General features: G+C 69.2%; 18 protein-coding genes. 5 read left to right on the forward strand and 13 right to left on the reverse strand.

Features of this window, described 5'->3' with window-relative positions:
* Positions 1–59 precede the first annotated feature (59 nt).
* Entirely contained in the window at positions 60–467 is a 408-nt protein-coding gene (locus AC06E7_RS07160) for an I78 family peptidase inhibitor (protein ID WP_068848170.1), read from the reverse strand.
* A gap of 135 nt (positions 468–602) precedes the next feature.
* On the opposite strand from AC06E7_RS07160, the gene AC06E7_RS07165 reads away from it, so the two are divergent.
* A complete protein-coding gene (locus tag AC06E7_RS07165) occupies positions 603–1673 on the forward strand; it encodes a DNA topoisomerase IB (protein WP_478063781.1) in 1071 nt (356 codons plus the stop codon).
* A gap of 22 nt (positions 1674–1695) precedes the next feature.
* Here AC06E7_RS07165 and AC06E7_RS07170 read toward each other — a convergent pair whose 3' ends face one another.
* On the reverse strand, positions 1696–2037 hold the full coding sequence (locus AC06E7_RS07170) for a putative periplasmic lipoprotein (RefSeq protein WP_093535333.1): 342 nt from the start codon (positions 2035–2037) through the stop codon (positions 1696–1698).
* Between the two features lie 176 nt (positions 2038–2213).
* On the opposite strand from AC06E7_RS07170, the gene AC06E7_RS07175 reads away from it, so the two are divergent.
* The 3 genes from AC06E7_RS07175 (at position 2214) to AC06E7_RS07185 (ending at position 5670) form a co-directional block, all read left to right on the forward strand.
* Positions 2214–3314, forward strand: a complete 1101-nt coding sequence (locus AC06E7_RS07175) for an SDR family oxidoreductase (protein WP_478063783.1) — start codon at positions 2214–2216, stop codon at positions 3312–3314.
* Positions 3315–3447: 133 nt separating this feature from the next.
* On the forward strand, positions 3448–3834 hold the full coding sequence (locus AC06E7_RS07180) for a BlaI/MecI/CopY family transcriptional regulator (RefSeq protein WP_068848176.1): 387 nt from the start codon (positions 3448–3450) through the stop codon (positions 3832–3834).
* A 3-nt stretch (positions 3835–3837) separates the two neighbouring features.
* The gene (locus tag AC06E7_RS07185) at positions 3838–5670 is read left to right on the forward strand and encodes a M56 family metallopeptidase (RefSeq protein ID WP_478063786.1); all 1833 of its coding nucleotides are present in this window, start codon (positions 3838–3840) and stop codon (positions 5668–5670) included.
* Positions 5671–5710: 40 nt separating this feature from the next.
* Here AC06E7_RS07185 and AC06E7_RS07190 read toward each other — a convergent pair whose 3' ends face one another.
* The 3 genes from AC06E7_RS07190 to AC06E7_RS07200 form a co-directional block, all read right to left on the reverse strand.
* Positions 5711–6037, reverse strand: coding sequence for an I78 family peptidase inhibitor (locus AC06E7_RS07190; protein ID WP_068848180.1), 327 nt, complete (start codon positions 6035–6037; stop codon positions 5711–5713).
* A gap of 72 nt (positions 6038–6109) precedes the next feature.
* The gene (locus AC06E7_RS07195; RefSeq protein ID WP_478063788.1) at positions 6110–7153 is read right to left on the reverse strand and encodes a ribonuclease H-like domain-containing protein; all 1044 of its coding nucleotides are present in this window, start codon (positions 7151–7153) and stop codon (positions 6110–6112) included.
* A complete protein-coding gene (locus AC06E7_RS07200; protein ID WP_478063790.1) occupies positions 7150–9630 on the reverse strand; it encodes a DEAD/DEAH box helicase in 2481 nt (826 codons plus the stop codon). The genes AC06E7_RS07195 and AC06E7_RS07200 overlap by 4 nt, the downstream gene beginning before the upstream one ends.
* A gap of 207 nt (positions 9631–9837) precedes the next feature.
* Here AC06E7_RS07200 and AC06E7_RS07205 point away from each other — a divergent pair, with 207 nt between their 5' ends.
* Positions 9838–10263, forward strand: coding sequence for a hypothetical protein (locus AC06E7_RS07205; protein ID WP_478063792.1), 426 nt, complete (start codon positions 9838–9840; stop codon positions 10261–10263).
* Positions 10264–10278: 15 nt separating this feature from the next.
* Here the strand turns inward: AC06E7_RS07205 and AC06E7_RS07210 are convergent, their stop codons facing one another.
* The 8 genes from AC06E7_RS07210 to AC06E7_RS07245 form a co-directional block, all read right to left on the reverse strand.
* Positions 10279–12108 carry a hypothetical protein gene (locus AC06E7_RS07210; protein WP_478063793.1) on the reverse strand — a complete coding sequence of 610 codons (1830 nt, stop codon included), beginning with the start codon at positions 12106–12108 and terminating at the stop codon, positions 10279–10281.
* Positions 12105–14261: a hypothetical protein gene (locus tag AC06E7_RS07215; RefSeq protein WP_478063795.1), complete on the reverse strand. Its 2157-nt coding sequence runs from the start codon at positions 14259–14261 to the stop codon at positions 12105–12107. The genes AC06E7_RS07210 and AC06E7_RS07215 overlap by 4 nt, the downstream gene beginning before the upstream one ends.
* Positions 14258–15379 (reverse strand): BatA domain-containing protein, encoded by a 1122-nt coding sequence (locus AC06E7_RS07220; RefSeq protein WP_478063797.1) that lies wholly within the window; start codon positions 15377–15379, stop codon positions 14258–14260. Before AC06E7_RS07220 ends, AC06E7_RS07215 begins: the two co-directional genes overlap by 4 nt.
* Positions 15376–16266: a DUF58 domain-containing protein gene (locus AC06E7_RS07225; protein WP_478063798.1), complete on the reverse strand. Its 891-nt coding sequence runs from the start codon at positions 16264–16266 to the stop codon at positions 15376–15378. Before AC06E7_RS07225 ends, AC06E7_RS07220 begins: the two co-directional genes overlap by 4 nt.
* Before the next feature lie 7 nt (positions 16267–16273).
* On the reverse strand, positions 16274–17260 hold the full coding sequence (locus AC06E7_RS07230) for an AAA family ATPase (RefSeq protein WP_068848196.1): 987 nt from the start codon (positions 17258–17260) through the stop codon (positions 16274–16276).
* A 61-nt stretch (positions 17261–17321) separates the two neighbouring features.
* Positions 17322–18023: a DUF4159 domain-containing protein gene (locus tag AC06E7_RS07235; RefSeq protein ID WP_068848198.1), complete on the reverse strand. Its 702-nt coding sequence runs from the start codon at positions 18021–18023 to the stop codon at positions 17322–17324.
* A 16-nt stretch (positions 18024–18039) separates the two neighbouring features.
* Positions 18040–19374: a TldD/PmbA family protein gene (locus AC06E7_RS07240; protein WP_249833429.1), complete on the reverse strand. Its 1335-nt coding sequence runs from the start codon at positions 19372–19374 to the stop codon at positions 18040–18042.
* A gap of 21 nt (positions 19375–19395) precedes the next feature.
* Complete coding sequence (locus tag AC06E7_RS07245; protein WP_068848202.1) at positions 19396–21030, reverse strand: TldD/PmbA family protein; 1635 nt, start codon at positions 21028–21030, stop codon at positions 19396–19398.
* Positions 21031–21036: the final 6 nt, after the last annotated feature.

The following is a 21036-nucleotide window of genomic DNA, read 5'->3' on the forward strand; positions in this document are numbered from 1 at the left end:
CAATACACGGTTGCACGCGCAACCAAACCCCTCGAAAACCCGCGTCCGGTGCGCCCAATTCAGCCGCAGCGCAGGCCGGTGACCACGCCCTTTTCATCGACTTCAATGTTCAGCCGCTCGCCGACGAATTCCATGGTGGTCATGTCGTCCGGCTTGAGCACGCGCAGCTGGCGCGCGCTGGCATCCTGCTGCGCCTGCGCGCCGATGGCGTCGCTGTAGGGCTGGCCGACCAGGCTCTGCACCTGGTTGGCATCGCAGTTGCCGACCGGCGGTGCCTCGGTGGCTTTGGCCGTGGTGTCGGCGGGCGCCGCAGCGACTTCTTCGGCGGCCTTCTGCGCGTGGGTACCCGCTGCTTCCTGTTCGTCCATCGGCGGGGCCTTGCAGGCGCCCAGCAACAGCAGGGTGGGGACCAGGGCGGCAGCCAGGATCGTGGGGCCAAACGGGCGGCGGAAGGAGAAGGACGACATCGAGACTCCGGAGTTCCAGGCGGTAAACCGTGGAGCATATCGTCAAGGCGGGTGTGAGGTGTTTGTGTTGCGTTATTGACGCGGCGCCGTCGCGCCACCCACCACACTGCAGGCCCGTTCCGTCGCCCTGCTTCCATGCCTGCACGCCTTGCCACCCCCGAAGCCACCGCAGCCCGCGACGCCGGCCTGCGCTATGTCACCGACGAGCTGCCCGGCATCGCCCGCCGCCGCGCCGGCAAGGGCTTCAGCTACCGCGACGCCGACGGGCACGCGGTCCGCGACGCTGCCACCCTGGCCCGGATCCGCTCGCTGGCCATCCCCCCGGCATACACCGATGTGTGGATCTGCGCGCTGGCCAACGGCCACCTGCAGGCGACCGGGCGCGATGCGCGCCGGCGCAAGCAGTACCGCTACCACCCGGACTGGGCGCGGGTGCGCGGCGACGGCAAGTTCGACCGGGTCATCGCCTTCGGCGAGGCGCTGCCGGCGCTGCGCCGCCGCCTGCGCCGCGATCTCAAGCTGCCCGGCTTCCCGCAGGACAAGGTGCTGGCGATCGTGGTCGCGCTGCTGGCCGAAACCCTGGTCCGCGTGGGCAACCCCGAGTACGCCCGCGACAACCGCTCCTACGGGCTGACCACCCTGCGCAACCGCCACCTGGAGCTGGTCAAGGGCGGGCGCGCGCGCATGCGCTTCCGTGGCAAGTCCGGCCAGCAGCATGAGGTCGACATCGACGACACGCGCCTGGTGGGCCTGATCAAGGGCTGCCAGCAGCTGCCGGGGCAGGCCCTGTTCCAGTACCGGGATGATGACGGCGCGCTGCAGCCGGTCGATTCGGGCCAGGTCAACGCCTATCTGCGCGATGCGATGGGCACCGATTTCAGCGCCAAGGACTTCCGCACCTGGGGCGGCACGGTGGCCGCGCTGCGCCACTTCGCCGCCACGGCACTACCAGAGTCGCCCAGCGAGCGCTCGCTGGCCGCGCTGCAGAAGGAAGTGGTATGCGAGGTGGCCACGCTGCTGGGCAACACGCCCTCGGTGTGCCGCAAGGCCTACATCGATCCCAGCGTGTTCGACGGCTGGCGCAGCGGGTCGCTGGCCCGGTTGGCCGGCCTGCGCGGCGAGCGGCAATGGGAGCAGGCGACGCTGAAGTTCCTGCGCAGCGCGCGGCGCACGGTGAAGAAGGCCAAGGCCGGAACCGCGCGCTGAGGGCGCGATCCGGGCCAGGACATCAGCCGCAGTAGATGGCGGTGATGTTGTTGGTGCGGCCGGTCTCTATGGTCAGGCGTTCGCCACCGCTCTCCGCGCCCGGGCTGGGATTTGCCGCACCGCTGGCGGTGGGGCCACTTTCGGTGCGCTGGCCACGCAGCACGTTGACCTGCAGGCTGTCGCTGTCCACGCGGGCGCGCTCGATGGTGGCGGCCGACGCGGCCAGGCCCACGGCGCCACGCACCTTGTCGACATGGCACTGGCCGGAGATGACGCCGTCGATCGGCTGCACCTGCGCCACCGGTGTGCTGCTGCAGGCGGAAAGAAGGGTCACGGCGGCAACGGCAAGCAGGGGACGAAACATGGGGCGGCTCCAACGGGGATTCTGGTTCCCACGATGCCGCTGCGTGCGTATGCGGCGGATGAAGCCCTACACGTCATGGCGACATGCCATTCACCGGATGCGACCGGCCCGGCCGCCACACTGCCCTTGCCTCGCCCTCCACCCGCATCGAGGCAAATGCTACGAAGGAGTTGACCATGGCCACGGCCAAGAAAACCCGTAAACGTACGACCCCCGCCGCGACCTCCGCCGAGCCCAAGGCGACGCGCACGCGTACCCCGGTGGTGAAGACCGCTACCCGCAAGGCCGCCGCCACCGATCCGCGCGCCGCGCGCGTGGCCGCCCGCCAGCGCCGCCTGCAGGACCAGGAAAAGGCCAAGGACGCGCGCGCCGCGGCGAAGAAGGCCAGCAAGAAAGCCACGAAGAAGGCCACCCAGGCCGGCAGCCGCAAGCAGCCTGAAACCATGCCGGCGCAGCACATTGCCAAGCCGGGCAACGAACACGAACTGGATCTGGCGCCGCGCTTCCTGGCGCCGGATTACGTCGGCAGCGGCAAGCTCAAGGGCAAGCGCGCCATCATCACCGGCGCCGATTCCGGTATCGGCCGCGCGGTGGCCGTGCTGTTCGCCCGCGAAGGCGCCGATGTGGCCGTCCTGCATCTGGACGAACACGACGACGCTGAGGTCACCCGCCAGCACGTGGACGCCGAAGGCACCCGCTGCGTGGTGATCGCCGGTGACGTGCGTGATCCCAAATTCTGCAACAAGGCTGTCAAGCAGGTAGCCAAGGCGTTCGGCGGCATCGACATCCTGGTCAACAATGCCGCGTTCCAGCTGCACTGCGAACGCCTGGAAGACCTGGAAGACGAACACCTGCAGGAAACCCTGCAGACCAACATCGGCGGCTACATCCAGATGGCACGCGCGGTACTGCCGCACCTGGAAGAGGGCGACTGCATCATCAACACCGGTTCGGAAACCGGGTTGTTCGGCAGCAAGGCGCTGATCGACTATTCGTCCACCAAGGGCGCCATCCATGCGTTCACCAAGGCGCTGGCCAGCCAGCTGCTGCCGCGCGGGATCCGCGTCAACGCGGTGGCCCCGGGCCCGGTATGGACCCCGCTCAACCCGGCCGACAAGCAGGCGCCGGACGTGGCCGAATTCGGCAAGGACAGCGACATGGGCCGGCCGGCACAGCCGGAGGAACTGTCGCCGGCCTACGTCTTCCTGGCCTCGCCGATCACCGCCAGCTACATCAGCGGGGTGATCCTGCCGGTGATGGGCGGTCCGAAGGGGTAAAGGCCAGGCAGAAGGGGACGACATGCGACGCGGCGGCTTCCGCGTTACCGTTCGTCGGCTGCGACCGTCCGGCACTTGACGACATCTGTAGTCACGGGCATGGTGGCTACACGTGTAGTCAACGGAGTGTGCCATGCGCGGCAAGACCATCGGGGACCAGGAACTGGCCCTGCTGCAGTACATAGCGGAACAGGAGGACGCCAGCGTCGGCGAAGTGGCGGCCGGCTTCGGCGAGGAGCGTGGCCTGGCCCGCTCGACCGTGCTGACCATGATGGAGCGCCTGCGGGGCAAGGCGTATCTCCAGCGCCAGCAGGTCGAGGGCGTGTACCGCTACTCCGCCACCGGCGAGCAGGACAGCGTGGTGCAGGGCGCAGTGGCGAGCTTCGTGGAGAAGACGCTGCAGGGCTCGGTGTCACCCTTCGTCGCCTTCATGTCGCACAAGGCCGAGGTCAGCGACAGCGAACTGGCCGAACTGGAAGCGCTGGTCGCACAGCTGCAATCACGCAAGCGGGAGGGCTGAGCCATGGACACCCTGATGATGGAACTGCTGACCCGTCTGGCCTGGACCAGCGTGCAGAGCGCGCTGCTGGTGGCGCTGGTGTGGGGCGTGTGCCGGCTGCTGCCGCGGCTGCCCGCCGCCACGCGCTGCCGCCTGTGGTGGCTGGTGGCCCTGCAGGCCGTGCTGGGGCTCGTATGGAGCAGCCCGCTCGAACTGGCGGTACTGCCGGCGCCGGGCATCGACAACGTCACCCTGGTGGCCCAGCCGATGGCGCAGGCGCCGACGACGCTGGCCCCGATGGCAATCGATACCGTGACCGCCGCGCCGACCGCTGCGTCGCTGTCCTGGCAGAGCGTGGTGTTCGCGCTGTGGGCGGCAGGCGTGCTGCTGATGGTGGTGCACAGCCTGCGTGCCTACCGGCAGAGCCGCGCGCTGGTCCGCCATGCGGTGCCCTGCACCGACGCCGGGCTGCAGCAGGCGCTGCAGTTGGCCGCCGAAGCGCATGGGCTTGCCCGCGCGCCACAGCTGAAGCTGTCCGCGCAGATCCGTTCGCCGCAGCTGATCGGCCCGTGGAACCCGGTGCTGCTGCTGCCCGCACGTGAACTGCCGGCGATGGCCGCCGATGACCTGGACATGGCGCTGACCCATGAGCTGGTCCACCTGCAGCGCCGCGACCTGTGGTTCGGGCTGCTGCCTGCGCTGGCCCAGCACCTGCTGTTCTTCCACCCGCTGCTGCACGTGGCCGTGCGCGAATACGCGCTGGCCCGGGAAGAGGCGTGCGACAGCGCGGTGGTGGCCGGGCACGGGCATTGCCGCCACGACTACGGCCGCCTGCTGGTGCAGCTGGGCGTGGCCCCGCGGCCGGCGGTGGGCGTGGCCAGTGCCTCGCCCAACTTCCGCAGCCTCAAGCGCCGTCTGCTGACCCTGCAGCAGACCGGCAGTTTCCCGCGCGTGGCCTCGCTGGCGATCACGGCGCTGTTCGTGGTGATCGGGGTGGCGCCGATGCGGCTGGTGGCTGCGGTTCCGCCCCCGCCGCCAGCACCATCGGTGCTGACCGCTCCCGCTGCCCCTGCTGCCCCTGCGGTTCCCGCCGCGCCAGCGGCCCCGGCGGTGCCGCGTCCGGCATCGGCACCGCGCCCGGTCACTGCACCGCGTGCACCGGCGCCCCCGGCCGCACCCGCACCGCCGCCGCACCCGGACAGTGTGAGCAGCAGCACCAGCACCAGTACCACCACCATCACCCACGGACGTCTGGACCTCTCGCACCAGCCGCGCCAGGCCTTCGTGCTGATGGGTGGCGGCGACAACTTCGTCGATGCCTCGATGGCCGACCTCAAGCAGGCACAGCGTGATGTACAGGGTCGCGACCCGGCGCTGTGGGTGCGCGTCGGCAACGAGCGTTACCTCGTGCGCGATCCCGCGCTGCTGAAGTCGCTGTCCCAGGCCCAGCAGCAGGTGGCCCGGTTGGGCGAGCAGCAGGGCGCGCTGGGCGACCGCATGGGCGCACTGGGCGAGCAGCAGGGTGAGCTGGGCGAGCGCATTGCCGAGGTGGCGATGCGCGCCAGCCGCGATGCGATGGAGTCGATGGATGCGGCGGAAATGGCCAACAATGCTGCGCGTACCCGCAAGGGCGATGCAGCACTGGCCGAACGCGCGGCGCAGCGCGCCAAGGCGGACGCCGCGGCAGCGGTGGACCACCGCCGGATTGCCGAGATTTCCCGCCAGCAGGCCGAACTGGCCCGCCAGCAGTCAGGCCTGGCGCAGCAGCAAAGCATCGCTTCGGCCCAGATCGCCCGCGACGTGCGCAAGGCGTTCGACAAGGCGCTGGCTGATGGCACCGTGCAGCGCCTGAGGTAACGGTGACGCCCGGGCGTATGCCCGGGCCCCCCGCCGCCGGTCAATTACAACCGATGCGCTCTATCTTGTTGTCTGCGTCCACGTTGATCGTCAACCGATCTTCGCGGAAGTCCATCGTGACGGCCATGCCCGGCTTCACCACGCGCGCGTTCTTCGCACCGCTGGCGGCCACTGCCTTCTTGACCAGCGCTTCGGTCGCCTTCTGTCCATTGAACTGCTCGAGAACGTCGGGATTGCACTTCATGGTGCCTCCATCAGCGACATGCGGCACCGGGTCGACCACGGCCGGATCAGTGCTGCTCTTGGGCGGGGTGCTGCACGCGGTCAGCGGCAGGGCACAGGCAAGCAACAGCAGGGACATACGCATGGCCAGTCTCCGTGAGCGGGTAAGTGCGGCCAGCTTGCACCGCCGCGGCTGCACGGGGTGTCAACGGCCCGCTCAGCTGCGGACGGGGCCGCCTTCCAGCGCCAGGGTTTCCCGCTCGCGCCGCTCCTCGGCAACCAACCGCTGCATCAGCAGCGACAGCGTCACCACGTCCTGGTGGTTGTGCTCGGCCACCCGGCGCAGGTTCACCGCGCTGCCACCGCGCAGGTAGTTCAGCCACGCGGCGGGGGCTTCGGAGCCGGGCAGGTCGTCTTCGCGCACGATCTGCAGCAGCTGGCGCTCGATCGTGGCCAACCGGCAGTTCTCCCAGGTGCCACGGTAGCGGCGGCGGGTGGGGAACAGCAGGTCCACGTGGTCCAGCGGGGTGATCGGGCAGCGCTGCCGCGCCAGCCGGTAGCGGGTCTTCAGCAGCGGTGCGTCGTAGCAGCGGCCGTTGTAGCTGGAAAACACCGTGGTGGGCTGCAGCCAGCGCGCGAACTCGGCCAGCATCGCGGTCTCGGCGGCCATGGTCGTCATCAGCAGTTGGCGGATGCGCAGGCCGTCGCCGCTCGCGGCATCGCGGTGCCAGTCGGCCGCGCCGATCATGAAGGCACGGGTGCCGGTGCCGCCGGCCAGGCCGGTGGTTTCGGTATCGAAGAACATCAGGTCCTGGGGCGCTACGGCCTCGCCGTCGCGCTTGGCGAAGGCCAACGACAGCGGCTGGGTCGGGATGGCCTGCGGCAGGAACGATTCGATCAGGAACAGGCCCGGTGCGATCTCCTCACCCGGCACATGCCGATCCTGTGCGCTCGCGCGCGGTCGCGCCGCCGCCGTGCCGCGATCACGCAGGCCGAGCAGCCGGTGCAGGCCACCCACATCGGGCCTGCGCAGCGGTGGCGGTGCCGGCACAGGGGCGCTCGCACCGGTCGGTTTGTGGCGGATTTCCTGCTCCACCCAGGCAAACACCGAATCCGGCGCGGGCCGGCGCGCCTGCGCATCGTTGGCCGCCACCGGCGGTGCGGGTACAGGCGCGGCAGCAGGCTCGGCCGCCGCCGGGCGCGGCGTGGCGTCACCGGCCTGGCGCCGCAGCAGGCGCAGCTTGTCCAGGCTCAGGCTCAAAACGGCACTACCTCGGCCTCGTGCTGCGCACGTGCGCTGGCAGGTGGCAGCGCCTGTTCGTCAAACAGCGCCAGTACCTTCAACGCCAGCGTCTTGGGCGTGGTGGCATCGTCTTCCTGGCCGGCCAGCACCGGGCCCACGCAGGCCGGGCAACCGGCCTTGCAGTCGCAGCGCTGCACCAGTTCCTGCGCGCGCTGCAGCAGCTCGGCCTGGCGCAGCCACAGCGGCTCGCTCAAGCCCACGCCGCCGGGGAAGTTGTCATAGAGGTACACGGTGGGCACGAACTGCTGTTGCAGCTCGATCGCACTGGCGTCGAACTCGGCGCCACGCAGCTGACCACGGCCGCTCTGGTCGGCCACCGCGAACCACGCGCCGTCGCCATTGCCCACCGCCTTCTGCAGGTCGCGCGCATCGGCCATCACCGCCACCGTGGCGACGATGTGCAGCGCGTAGGCCGCGCCCAGGAAGCCATCCAGTGCTTCCTGTTTCGAATCGAACGCGGTCAGCAGCAGCCCCTGCGGCAGCTGCCACCACACCGCGGTGGTGTGCAGTTCCTGGTCGGGCAGGTTGACCGGCCCGTAGCCGATGTTTTCATGGGTGTAGTAGCGGATCTTCTTGTAGCCGGCCACGCGCCGCACCACGTGCACTTCGCCGTGGTGCGAATCGCCCTGGCCGGCCAAGCAGCCGTCGAAACGGTCCAGCACCTTGAGCTTGGTGAAGTCGATGCTGTCGGTGTAGTAGTCCACGTGGGTGCGGGTGACGTAGGCCTTGCGGCCTTCCCAGTCCAGCCGCTCCACCTGGTACGGGGTGGACTGCACCATGTGGATGGCGCCTTCGTACAGGGTCAGCGCGGCGGCGGAGTAATCCACCTCGGCAATGATCTGCTGCTTGCCGTCGCTGCGGTCGACCACCACGAAGTTGCCGTCGGCCACCGAACGCAGGCTCACCGCATTGGCCGGGTAGCTGTCGGCGATCCATTCCCAGCGGTCGCCTTCGCGGTGCACCACCTCGGTTTCGGCCAGCGCTTCGAGGAACACCAGCGGGTCGATCGGCCCGAACGGGTCGCCGGCCAGGAACGGCAGCTCGAAGGCGGCACAGCGGATGTGGTCAAACAGGATCAACGGCTGGTCCGGGGCGGTGCGCGCGTGTTCGGGCGAGGCCTCGGCAAAGAAGTCCGGGTGCCGCACCACGTACTGGTCCAGCGGCTGCGAGCTGGCCACCAGCACGCCAAGGGCGGGCTGCTGGCGTCGGCCGGCGCGGCCAAAGCGCTGCCAGGTAGCGGCCACGCTGCCGGGGTAGCCGTTGAGCACCACCACGTCCAGGCTGCCGATATCCACGCCCAGTTCCAGCGCCGAGGTGCTGACGATGCCGTCGATGTTGCCGGCGCGCATGGCACGTTCGGTCTCACGGCGTTCGGTGGGCAGGTAGCCGCCGCGGTAGGCGCGGATGCGTGGGGGCTTGCGCGGGTCGTGGTCGAAGATGTCCTTCAGGTACTTGGTGAGCACTTCGACCATCAACCGGCTCTGCGCGAAGATCAGCGTCTTCAGCCCGGATTTGATCGCGATGCGGGCGATGCGGTTGCTCTGCGAGCGCGCCGAGGCACGCAGCCCCAGGTCGGCGTTGACCACCGGTGGGTTCCACAGCAGCACGTGCTTGGGTCCGGTCGGCGCGCCGGATTCGGTGATGGCGGTGACCGGTGCCTCGATCAGCGCTTCGGCATGCGCCTGCGGGTTGCCGATGGTGGCCGAGCACAGGATGAACTGCGGCGACACGCCGTAGAAGGCGCAGATCCGCTTGAGCCGGCGCAGCACGTTGGTGACATGGCTGCCGAACACGCCCCGGTAGGTGTGCACCTCATCGATCACCACATAGCGCAGGTTCTCGAAAAACTGCGCCCACTTGGTGTGATGCGGCAGGATGGCCTGGTGCAGCATGTCCGGGTTGGAGACCACGATGTCGCCGTGCAGGCGGATCGCCTGGCGCGCATCGCCGGGGGTATCGCCGTCGAACGTGAACGCCTTGACCCCCAGGTCGCCGGCGCGGTTGAGCTCCAGCAGTTCGGCCACCTGGTCCTGGGCCAACGCCTTGGTCGGGAACAGGTACAGCGCCTTGGCCTTGCCCTGCATGGCGGCGCTGACCACCGGCAGGGTGTAGCACAGCGACTTGCCGCTGGCGGTGGGGGTGACGATGGCCACGTGCTCGCCCCGCTGGGTAGCCTCCCATGCTTCGGCCTGGTGGCTGTACAGCTGCTCGATGCCCCGCGCCTTCAGCGCGGCGGTCAGCGCGGCGGGCACATCGGCCGGGATCGGCGCATAGCGGCCTTCGCGCCCGGGGATCGTGAAACTGCCGGTGATGCGGTCGGCGTAGCGCTGCTGCAGCCGCGCGGTGAGCAGGGCACCGTTGCGCGAGGGCAGCCCGTCGGTGGTTGCGAGGCGGCGCTCGGCATCTTCGGTGCGCTTGGCGAGTTCGTAGGCCATGGGTACAACGGTCTGCAAAGGACGCCATGGAAGCACAATCCCGTCTCAGCGGTTGAGACATCGCCGGCCGGACGGGTGAATGATTCAGCGCCTGCGCTGCGGTCGGGCACGGGCAACGAAATCTGAAGGCGGTCTTCGTATGCTGCGCGCTGGACGCTGCTGACAGGACGACACGTGGCATTACCCACAGGGATGGCAACAACGACAATGATCGCCGGGCTGCTGATGGCGAACGCGGCCCAGGCCCAGCAGGATCGCGGCGAACCCGCCGACAGCGCGGACGCCCGTGTCACCACGCTGGGCGAGGTGCGCGCGCTCAAGCCCGAGGACGACGTGCCAGTGGACCTGTACCGCTTCAGATCCCCGGTGCAGCCCGAACCCAACGCGTTCAACCGCGCCTGGCACGAACCCCCTTCGCTGGAGGAGGTGGGCATGCGCGGCGGCTATTTGATGATGGGCATCAACTACGGCATCGCAAAAACCGCCCAGGGGCTGCATACCCTGACTCGCGCCCCGGACCCGATCCAGTCCGCCATCGCGCGCCCGCCGCCGGGGCTGGATGCAGCCCAGCAGCGCCGCGCGCTGCAGTTCTGTGATCCGCAGCAGGGCTGCGCGGTGCCGACGGGGGACTGAGCCGCTGCTGCGCCGCTACGCCACCGGTGGCGCGGGACGCCGACGCTCCAGCCACCACAGCAGGCCGGCAACGGCGATGAAGGCGAGCAGCCAGGGCCAGCGGGGGCCGGGGACCTTGCCGGGCGTTCCGCTCGAGGCGGCATTGGATTCAGCCAGGCGATCCGCAGTAGCGGCGCGCAGCTGCTGGCGGTGCAGCGGTTGTGCGCTGGCCGGGTCGAATACGTAGAACGCCTGCACGGTGTCGCCGTGCTGGAGCTGGTGCCACCCGGGCTGCTGCGGCCAGTAGCCGGCGCACTGCTGGCTGCCGCTGGCCGGATCGACCTGCAGGGCGACCGTATGGCCTTCGGCGTCGCGGATGCGGGTGCCGTTGGGTACCTCGCACAGGGTCACGCGCTCGCCCGACCAGGGCGTTGCTGTCTGCAGGCGGATGGCAGGCGCACCCGGCAGCGCGCGCGCGACCTTGGACAACACGCCCGACCACAGCTCGGCGTAACGGTCGTCGCGGCCGGGCAGGACCAGCCGGTAGCTGTCGGTCAGCGGGAGCAGGGCAACGCGGCCGCGACCGATGCCTCGCCAGCCGCCGACGGCGGTGCCCTTCGCATCGGCGAACAGGGCCTCTGCACCCGGCAGCACCGCGTCGAACTGCTCCAGGGCTGGCGGCAGCGCACTGTGCGAAGCGGCATCGGCTTCGTCGATCCAGGTCGTGCTGTCATTGGCCGGTCGCTGCGGGCCGCGTCGCGCCTGTAGCAGTGCGGACTCCGGATCGGTCTGCAGCTGCAGCGGTGTCGCACGGCTGCCGCCGTTCACCGGCAGGCCCCAGCTGCGCAGCGCCTGGCGCGTGGTGTCGTTGAGCGGGCCGCTGCTGCGCACCACCACGCCCAGCCCATCGCGCAGCGCCTGCTGCACCAGCGTGCGTTGCGCCGCGCCCAGTGCCGCCAGGCTGCGTTCGTCGAGCACCAGCACGTCGGTGGCGGCCAGGCGTGCCGTGCTCAGGGCGACCGGCGCATCGCCGAGCATCACCCCGCCACCGGCGCTGGCCTGGGCCTGCACGGCCAGGCCGGTATCGGTGGCCCAGCGGCGCAGGTACTTCAGTTCCGGGCCGGGTGCGCCGGCGAGGATCAGGACCCGAGGTGGCGGGGCGGCCACGGTCTGCAGCGGCACCGGAAGGCTGTCAACGACGTGCTGCTGCGCGTCGAGCAGGCGCAGGGTGAACTCGCTGCGCCCTGCGGCGCGTGCGCTGCCGTGCAGGCGCACGGTGCCCTGCGCGTCCAGCGGTGCGCGGTCCACCACCATGCCAGCCGGGTCGAGCAGTTCGGCGCGCGCCCCGTCGACACCGCCGGCGCGGGCGGCAACCTCGAACAGCGCGCCGGGGGCGGTGACCGACGGCGGCTGGAGATCCAGCCAACCGCGGGGCGCGGCAGGGGATTGCACCGTTACCCGCAGCGGCAACGCGGTATCGCGATCGCGCGCGGACAGTCCATCGCCGACCAGCAGCAGCGAGGTACTGCCCGGATGCTGGCGCAGCGCGGTGGCCAGGTCGGGGGCGCGTACGGCGCGTGCACTGGGCGTTGCCTCGGGCAGCGCGATCACGGTTGCGCCGGCGGGCACGGCGCCTGCGGATGCGGCGTTGCCGGTCAGTACGGTGAGCTGGCCCGCTTCCACGCTGCGCTGTGGTGGTACGAGGGTGAAGTAGAGCAACAGGGCGGACAGGGCCTGCAACGCGAGCAATGCGGCGGGTCCGGGTGAAGGCAGCCATGCGCGGCGTGGCTCCACGCGGAGGATGCGTACGCTGCCTGCGATGGTGATCAGGGCCAGGGCGATGGCGATCCATGGGGCCATGCTCATCGCGTGCCCTCCAGTGCGTCCAGGTAGCGCTGCGCCATCGGGTCCGGTGCGCTGCGGCGTTCCAACTGCGGCAATGGTCGCTGCAACGCGCGCCACAGTTGTGCGCGCAATGTGGTGCGGCAGGATGCACAGTCTGGTGCGAGGCGCAGTTCTTCGACTGCCGCCGCAAGACTGAGGGGGTCGGTCAGTCGCGATTGATGGCGGCCCAGCCACTGGCTCAGCGCGTCGAGGTCCGGTGGGCTGCGGGTGTCGGCCAACTGCTGCCAGACCGCCACGATGGCGGGATCGGGTGCGTCCACGGGGGTAATGGTGGAGGAGCGGCTGCCCAGATCGGTGCGGTCGCCGGTCATGCGGCGGCCTTCGTCGATGGGCGGCAGCTCGGGCCCGACCCGGGCCAGATAGATGCGCTCGGCCTGCTGCACCTGCTTGATGAAGGCCAGTGCCTTGTTGGCGAACGGCAGTGCGCGCTCGGGGCGGCCCTGGCGCAGTTCACCTTCCGACGACCACATCTGGTCCAGCGCGGCCTTCAGGATCGCGCGGGTCTGCGGATCGAGCAGGGTGGCCGCTTCGGCATGGTCGTGGGTGTGGCCGTACTCGGAGAGCACGTCGGTGGCGGCGCCGAAGACCGGGGCGCTGTCGGCCCTGGTTGCGCCGTGCTCGTGATCGTCGTGGCCACCCTGTGCACTGGCGGTGTCGTGCGCATGATCCTCATCGTGATCAGCGGCCGGAGCATCGCTGGTGGGCAGGCTGTCACTGGTCGGCGGCGGCTTGGCGCCCCCTTCGCTTTCCTCACCCAGGAACTGCCCATAGCGCAGGCGCAGGATGCGCTGGTCCACGCCGATCGCATCGGAGCGCTTCACGAATTCCTCGGCCGGCAGCTGGCGGCGCAGTTTGATCAACGCTTCGGCGTCGATGATGATCTGGCGCTGGCTGCGGAAGTACGCCGGCAGGGCTTTCTTGACCATGCCCTCCATATCCGTGCCCAGCACCTGTTCTTCGCTGGGCAGGCGCAGGATCAGGCTGGTGCTTTGCGCGGTCTGCGCGGTGGGCGTGCGGTTGTCGCGCACCTGCAGCTGCGCGATCACATCGTTGCCGGGGCCGGCGCCGAGTGCAGCCAGGTCCAGCGTGCGCGCGAAGCGGCGCTGGGTGGCCGGGCCCGTGCCGGCCAGCGCGATGCGCTGCTCACGGAAGGTGATGTTTTCCCCGCTGCCCTGGGCCAGGGTCAGGTGCAGTTCGGCACTGGCTGCCACGCCGAAGTCATCGCTGGCCTCGAACTGCAGGCTCCATTGGCGCTGGCCGGGCGTAGCCAGCACAAGGGTGCGATCCGGTGCGATCACGCGGACACTCGGCGGGCGGTCGGGCATCACATCCAGGCGATACAGCTTGGGCGCGGTCAGCGCCGGCTCGGTCACGATGCGGTACAGCGTGGGCTTGGCTGCCTTCCACTGCGCCACCCACGCTTCGCCATCGCGGCGCAGCGCGATGCGGGTGCCGTCGTGCAGCTGCAATGCGGCCTGCGTGGGCTGTGCGCTGAAACGCAGCGACCAGTCCAGCACGCTGCCCTGCACTACCTTGGCGTCCAGTGCGGTCTGGGTGCGCAGGGCCTGGCCGGTGTAGGCCGGTGCCTGGATCTGCAGCCGGGAGGACTGCAGGCTGGGCGGTTGGGCCGGGCTGGCGGGAGGCGTGGCACGGCCGGGAAGGCCCGGCAGCGGTGCGCCCGGTGCAGGCCAGCCTGCGGCGAGCACGGCCACCAGCATTCCGCCACACCACGACACGGCCAGCCAGCGCTTCGGCCATGCGGTGCGCAGGTCCGGCGGCGCGGCCTGCAGCGCGGCGGTGATGCGCGCCTGCTGGCGTTGCTGCAGGGGATTGAGTGTGGCGGTATCGGTGAACAGCAGATCGGCGCTGTCCTGCGCGATGGCATGCGTGTCCAGCTGGCGCACCAGCCAGTGCCGGTCCAATCGTCGCGCGCGCCAGGTGGCGGTACCTGCGACGACCAGCAGGGTTGCCAGCAGCACGATCGAGCCGATGTTGATGCCCGCCACGCGCGCGGCGATGGCGGTAAGGGCCAGCGCCAGCGGCACCCGCAGCAATGCGGTGATCCACCACCGCCGGCGCCGCGCGCGCTGCCATGCCTGGTGAACGCGGTTCATGCGCTTGCCCCGCGTCGCGGTGCGGTGGCCATCCAACGCTCCAGGGCGAACAGCAGCACGATCACCGCCAGCAGCCAGGTCGCCAGGTCACGCGGCTGTGCCAGCGGCGGGCTGGCACCGGTCAGCGGCGCCTGCACGGCAGCCGGCGCCAGTTGCGGCGACGGCAGCGGCCGCACCTGTTCCAGCAGGCGACGCGGGAAGGAGGGTTCGCGCACGATCGGCAGTGCATCGGGTGACAGCGCGGCAGTAAAGCGCAGCACCTGTCCGCGACCGAGGGCATGGCGCATGACCGCAGCCTTGCCGCTGGCATCCTGCAGCACCGTCGTACCGGTACCGGTGGCCGCCTTGGTCGACACAGCCAACACGCTGCCGCCATCGTGCACCCAGGCCTGCCAAGCGGGCGGCAGTGGCGCATCGGCCAGCCACACGCCGACCTGACCTTGTTCCGGCGTGGCATTGGTAGCGAGCGGCGCCGACAGCGGCTGCCCGCTCCACGCGCGCTGCAGGGCTTCGAGCACACCCCGCTCGGACGGATCCTGGTCGTCGCCGCTGACGCGCAGCTGCGGCGCGGTGTCCTGCACGGGTGCGGCCACCGGCATCGCCACCGGCCGCCAGTTCACCGCACGCGACAACCGTGGCCGTTCGCCGTCGAGCCCGCGCATCGGATCGGGGACGTACACCGTTAGTTCCGTTCCCTCAGGCAGGGTTTGATCCAGCTCACGCAGCAGGCTGGAAAGCGGCTGCTGGCCGGCCGGCGCCGCGTCCCGCAGCGGCGGGAACCCGGGCGCCAGCCAGCGCACCTCGCTGCCCGCAGGCAATATCGGCGGGCTCAGTCCCGGCGCCACCACCACCCATGGCCGCGTCTGCACCGGCGCGCCGTGCAGCAGCGGCCGGGCCAGCAATACGGCCAGCGCGGCAAGCAGCAACAGGCGTACCAGCAGCAGCGGCCATTCGTCGAAGCGGATGCGCTGGCGCGGGCGGGCCTTCGCGCGCAGCCAGCGCAGCGCGGCGAACTCCAGAGGCGCGTAGTGGTGGCGGCGCGCCAGATGGATCAGCAACGGCACCAGCAGTGACGCCAGCGCCAGCAGGCCCAGCGGGAACAGCAGCGACAGGCTCATCGCGCGCTCCCGGCCAGCAGCCGCAGCGGCGCGTCCAGCGGCTGGTCGGTATGGGTCACCACATGGGCAACGCCGCCGCGCTGCAACCGTGCCTGCAGCACGCGCTGCGCCTCGGCGAAACGGGCCAGGTACGCGTCGCGGATCGCGCGGCCATCCCCCAGCAGCTCCTCACCCGTTTCCGGATCGCGGAAGCGGTGGCCGTCCTGGAACGGGAAATCACGCTCGTCGGCGGTCAGGATCTGCAGCTGCACCACATCGCGGCGGGCGGCGGCCAACCGCTCCAGCAGCACGGTGCCGGCGTCGTCGAAGCCATCCCCCAGCGCCACCAGCATGTCGTTGGCCTGTACGCGTTCCCAGACCGGGCGCAGCGCGTCCGCTGCGGGCCATGCGCCACGCGCACGCAGGCGGTGCAGCAGCAGGTGGATGCGGTCGCGCTGGCGCGCACCACTGCCGGCCGGCACCAGCTGCACGCCGTCGCCGTTGATGGCGACCAGGCCGAAGCGGTCCCCCTGCTGCAGGGCCAGTTCCACGATGCAGGCAGCAGTGGAGCAGGCATGGTCCAGCCGCGACACCGCGGGGCGTGCACGGTCGGCCTGCCCGGCCGATGCCGTGGCATCGACGAGGATCCAGATCGTGACCGGACTTTCGCGCTCGGACTCGCGCACGAAGAAGCGGTCCGAGCGGGCGTACAGCTTCCAGTCGATCTGGCGCAGTTCGTCACCGGGCTCGTAGGCACGGTACTGCGCGAATTCCAAACCGGCGCCACGGCTGCGGCTGGCATGCTGGCCGATGCCCTGCGCGCCAATCGCACGCCGCGGCAACAGCCGCAGCGCCTTGAGGCGGCTGCGGACATCGGCGGGGATGGCGATCGGGGCGTGCGGGCTCACGGCAGGCTCAGGCGGGGAAGGGCACGGCCTGCAGCAGCGCGGCGATCACATCATCGGCGCCCTTCTGCTCGGCTTCGGCGGCGAACGAGAGCAGCAGGCGATGGCGCATCACCGGCGCGATCAACGCCTGCACGTCGTCGCGGGTGGCCGCGAAACGCCCCTGCAGCAACGCGCGGGCCTTGGCCGCCAGCACCAGCGACTGCCCGGCACGTGGGCCGGCGCCCCACTTGATCCAATGGTTCACCGCATCCGGCGCACCGGCACCCGGACGGCTGGCACGCACCAGGCGGGTGATCCAGCCCAGGACGTCATCGCTCACATGAACCTGCCGTACCGCCGCCTGCAGGGCCAGCACATCCTCGGCGTGCATCACCTTGGGAACGGTGCCACTGCTGCTGCCGGTGGTCTGCACCAGGATGTCGCGCTCTTCCTGCTCGGTGGGGTAGTCCACCCGCACATGCAGCAGGAACCGGTCCAGCTGGGCTTCCGGCAGCGGGTAGGTGCCGGCCTGCTCGATCGGGTTCTGCGTGGCCAGCACGAAGAACGGCGCCGGCAACGGATAGGTGGTACCGGCGTAGCTGACGGTGCGTTCCTGCATGGCTTCCAGCAGCGCCGCCTGGGTCTTGGGCGGGGTGCGGTTGAGCTCGTCGGCCAGCAGCAGGTGGGTGAAGATCGGCCCCTGCTGGAAGCGGAAATGGCGGTGGCCGGTGCCGTGGTCTTCCTCCAGCAGCTCGGTGCCCAGGATGTCGCTGGGCATCAGGTCCGGGGTGAACTGCACGCGCCGGAACTGCAGCTCCAGCGCCTGCCCGAGCGAACGCACCAGCAGGGTCTTGCCCAGCCCTGGCGCGCCTTCCAGCAGCACATGGCCACCGGCCAGCAGGCCGATCAGCAGCTGCTCCACCACCTCATGCTGGCCGACAACGGCCGTGCCCAGCGCATCGCGCAGGGGCTGCAGCTTGGAGAGAAGGGCGTCAATGGGGCTATCGTTTTGCATGGCACGCTCGCAGCAATGAATGTAGAGCCACGCCCTGCGTGGCTGAAGAAATCAGCGAAACCTAGTTGTTCAACGCATACATCACGATGTTCACCCCGAACCGGGTGTTGTCCTCGGCCAGGAAGCGCTTGTTGCGCCAGTCGTAATCCCACTCGCAGCCATAGTCTTTATTGCTGTAAAGCACGCCCAGCCGGCCATCGACCTCGATGCCCTTGAGGTAATCGTGCACGAGATCATCGCCCCAGCCATTGAGCTCGAAGCCGGTGGCTGGCGGCCCGTCCGGGAACTTGAAAAAGCTTCGATACAGCGCATGCGTGTTGGGCAGCTTCTTCAGCGCGGCCGGCCCGAACAGCTTGGCCATCTGCGCTTCGAACGACTTGGCGAAGAGCCCGTCGATGTCGTGGTTGCAGTCATCCACGAACACGAACCCGCCGTTGCGCACGTAGCGCACGAAGTTCTGCCGCTCGGCGGCGTTGAATTCCACCAGCTTGTGCCCGGCCAGGTAACAGAACGGGGCTTCGAGCATGCGCGGGTCGGACAACGCGACCACATGCTCGGTCGGGTCGACCCGCAGGGTGGTGTAGTCGATCAGAGAGGTGATCAGGTTGGACGGCATGCGCGCGTCCACGTCCCAGTCGCCGGAGTCGTACTTGAGCCGGGTGAACCAGAAGTCGTAACGCCCGGCCTGCGCGCGGGCGAACGAGGGCAGGGCCGCCAGGGCGGCCCCGCCAAGCATCAACCGCAGGAACTGCGCGCGGTTCATTGCCGCACGCGCGCCATCAGACCGCGTCGGACAGCGAGGTGAAGGTGAAATCGCGCAGCTTCATCGGCGGGATCATCATCACGAAGCTGGATTCGTCACCGGCCACACGTACCGGCTTGCCCAGCTCTTCGATGTTGTTGAGCATGATCACCGGCGATTCGTTGAAGCGGAAGTTCTTCACCGGGTACTTGATCTGGCCGTTTTCGATATAGAAGGTGCCGTCGCGGGTCAGGCCAGTGAGCAGCACGGTCTGCGGATCGACCATGCGGATGTACCAGGTACGGGTGACCAGGATGCCCTTCTGGGTGCCGCGGACCAGCTCGGCAGTGCTCTTGTCGCCGCCGCTCATCAGCAGGTTGCCCGGGGTGGCGTTGGCGGTCTTGCCCTGCTTCTGCGCCCAGAAGCGCGAGTAATCCAGGTTGGCGACCTTGCCGTTCTCGATGATGGCCAGCTTGTTGCGCGGCAGGCCCTGCTGGTCCCACGGCAGCACCGGCGCCTCGGGGTGCCACGGGTCGGCGTACATGTTCACGCGCGGGTCGTAGACCTGCTCGCCCAGCTTGTTGCCGCCACCCTTCTTGGACAGGAAGCTGCGGCCTTCATCGGCCGAGCGCGCATCGAAGAAGTTCATCATGAAGCTGATCAGGCCGGCAGCGGCCGCCGGTTCCAGGATCACGGTGTACTTGCCCGGTTCCAGCGCCTTGGCTTCGGACGATTCGGTGGCCTTGCGCATGGCGATGCGCACGTCCTGGTCGGCCTTGAAGTCGGCGGCGTCCTTCAGGTTGCGGCCCACCCAGCCCGAACCGCGCCCGTCTTCGGTGCGCACCGTGCAGGTGTAGTCGAAGTTGGTGGTGCGCTGGTAGCCGAAGTTGCCGTTGCTGTTGGCGGTAGCCTGGAAACCCTGGCCATCTTCCAGGAAGCCGGCGGCGATCAGGCCGTTGCCACGGCAGGGCGCGATCGAATCGGCGGCGACCTTGGCGCGGAACGCCGGGTCGATGGCGGCGGTGGATTCGCTGAAGGTCGGGCTGGCGGTGTAGGCCTGCTTGCCGATGGCCGGCAGGAACTCCGGGTTTTCCGGGGCCAGGCGGGCCAGGTCCTCGGCACGGCGGACCACGCGCTCCAGCGCGGCGTCGTCGAACTCGTTGATCGAGGCGGTACCAACGCGCTTGCCGAAGGCCACGGTGACGGCCAGTTCGGTGTTGTCGACGATGCCGCTGGTGGAGACGTTGTTGAGCGCGAAACGGATGTTGCCGTTGATCGAGCCGGCCAGCACCGCGGTGGTCTCATCGGCCTTGGACAGCGCGATGACCTTGTCGAGGATGGCCTTGGCCTGGGCTTCGGTGAAGATACTCATGGAATAAGGGCTCCTGACCGGTCAGCCGAGGCTGCGCGCGGTGTTGATGACGTTGATGCCGTTGAAGCGCGCGGTGGACGAACCGTGCGAGACCGCCGAAACCTGGCCCGGCTGGCCCTTGCCGTCGAAGAACGAACCGCCCAGGCGGTAATCGCGTTCGTCGGCCACGGCGCTGCACGCGTTCCAGAACTCCGGCGTGCGGATCTGGTAGGCCACGTCTTCGAGCATGCGGGTGATCTGGCCGTTCTTGATTTCATAGAACAGCTGGCCGCCGAACTGCGCGTTGTAGCGCTGCTGGTCGATGGAGAACGAACCGTCGCCGATGATGTAGATGCCGTTCTCGACGTCCTTGACCAGGTCGCTCACGCTCAGCGGGGTCTTGCCCGGCGCCATCGACACGTTGGCCATGCGCTGGAACTGCACGCTGGACCAGGAATCGGCATAGCAGCAGCCGTCCGATTCGGTCTTGCCCAGGATGTGGGCCTGGTCGCGGATGGTCTGGTAATCGACCAGCTTGCCGTTGCTGATCAGGTCCCAGCGCTTGGTCTTGACGCCTTCATCGTCGTAGGCCACCGCGCCGAGGCTGCCCGGCTGGGTCTTGTCGGCGAAGATGTTGACCAGGTCGCTGCCGTACTGGAAGTGCTGTTCGCGCTTGTCCAGGGTGGCGAAGCTGGTGCCGGCGTAGTTGGCCTCGTAGCCCAGCACGCGGTCCAGTTCCAGCGGGTGGCCGACCGATTCGTGGATGGTCAGCCAGGTGTGCGAGGGGTCCAGCACCAGGTCGTACTTGCCCGGCTTGACCGACGGCGCCTTCAGCTTCTCCTGCGCCTGCTTGGCCGCCGCGATGGCGTCTTCCTTCATGTCGTACGACGAGCCGTAGTTGACCACGCCGTTCGGCGTGAGCACCTTGCCGCTCGCGGCGCCATCGAGGTATTCGTAACCCATGCCCATCGGCGCGGACAGGCCTTCGCGGGTGCGGAACTTGCCACTGGCCTTGTCGATGGCGGTGACCGTCATCGGCGCCCAGATGCGGTGCACGTCCTGGTCGATGTAGGAGCCATCGGTGGACGCGAAGTACTTCTGCTCGTTGACCAGGAACAGCATCGAATTGACGAAGCTGGCGCCGGCGCCCATCGCAGCGGCATTGACGTCCAGCAGCAGGTCGACCTTCTCCTTGATCGGCACTTCCATCGCGTTCTTGCGGATCGGCGTCTTCCAGCTCACCTCGCCCACACCCGGCGCAGCGGCCAGCTGCACCTTGGCGGTCTGCACGCCGGCATTGGCCTTGGCGATGGCCACCGCCTGCTGGGCGGCACGCGCCACGTCGGTGGGATTGAGCTGGTTGGTGGCGGCAAAGCCCCAGGCACCATTGACGATCACGCGGATGCCCACACCGGTGGACTCGGTGTTCACCACGTTCTGCACCTTGTCTTCGCGGGTGATCACGAACTGGCGCAGGTAGCGGCCGATACGCACATCGGAGTAGGTGGCGCCGCCCTGGCGGGCGGCGGCCAGCGCGGCGTCGGCCAGGCGCTTCTTCAGCGCCGGGTCCAGGGTGCTGTGCAGTTGCTCGGCGGCAATCACCTTGCCGAAGAACGCCGGCACGATCAGGCCGCCAGCAGTAAGCCCGGTCAGGGCAAGGAAGTCACGTCTTTGCAAGGCAGC

It is taken from the genome of Stenotrophomonas sp. Steno-Z4, assembly GCF_056393145.1.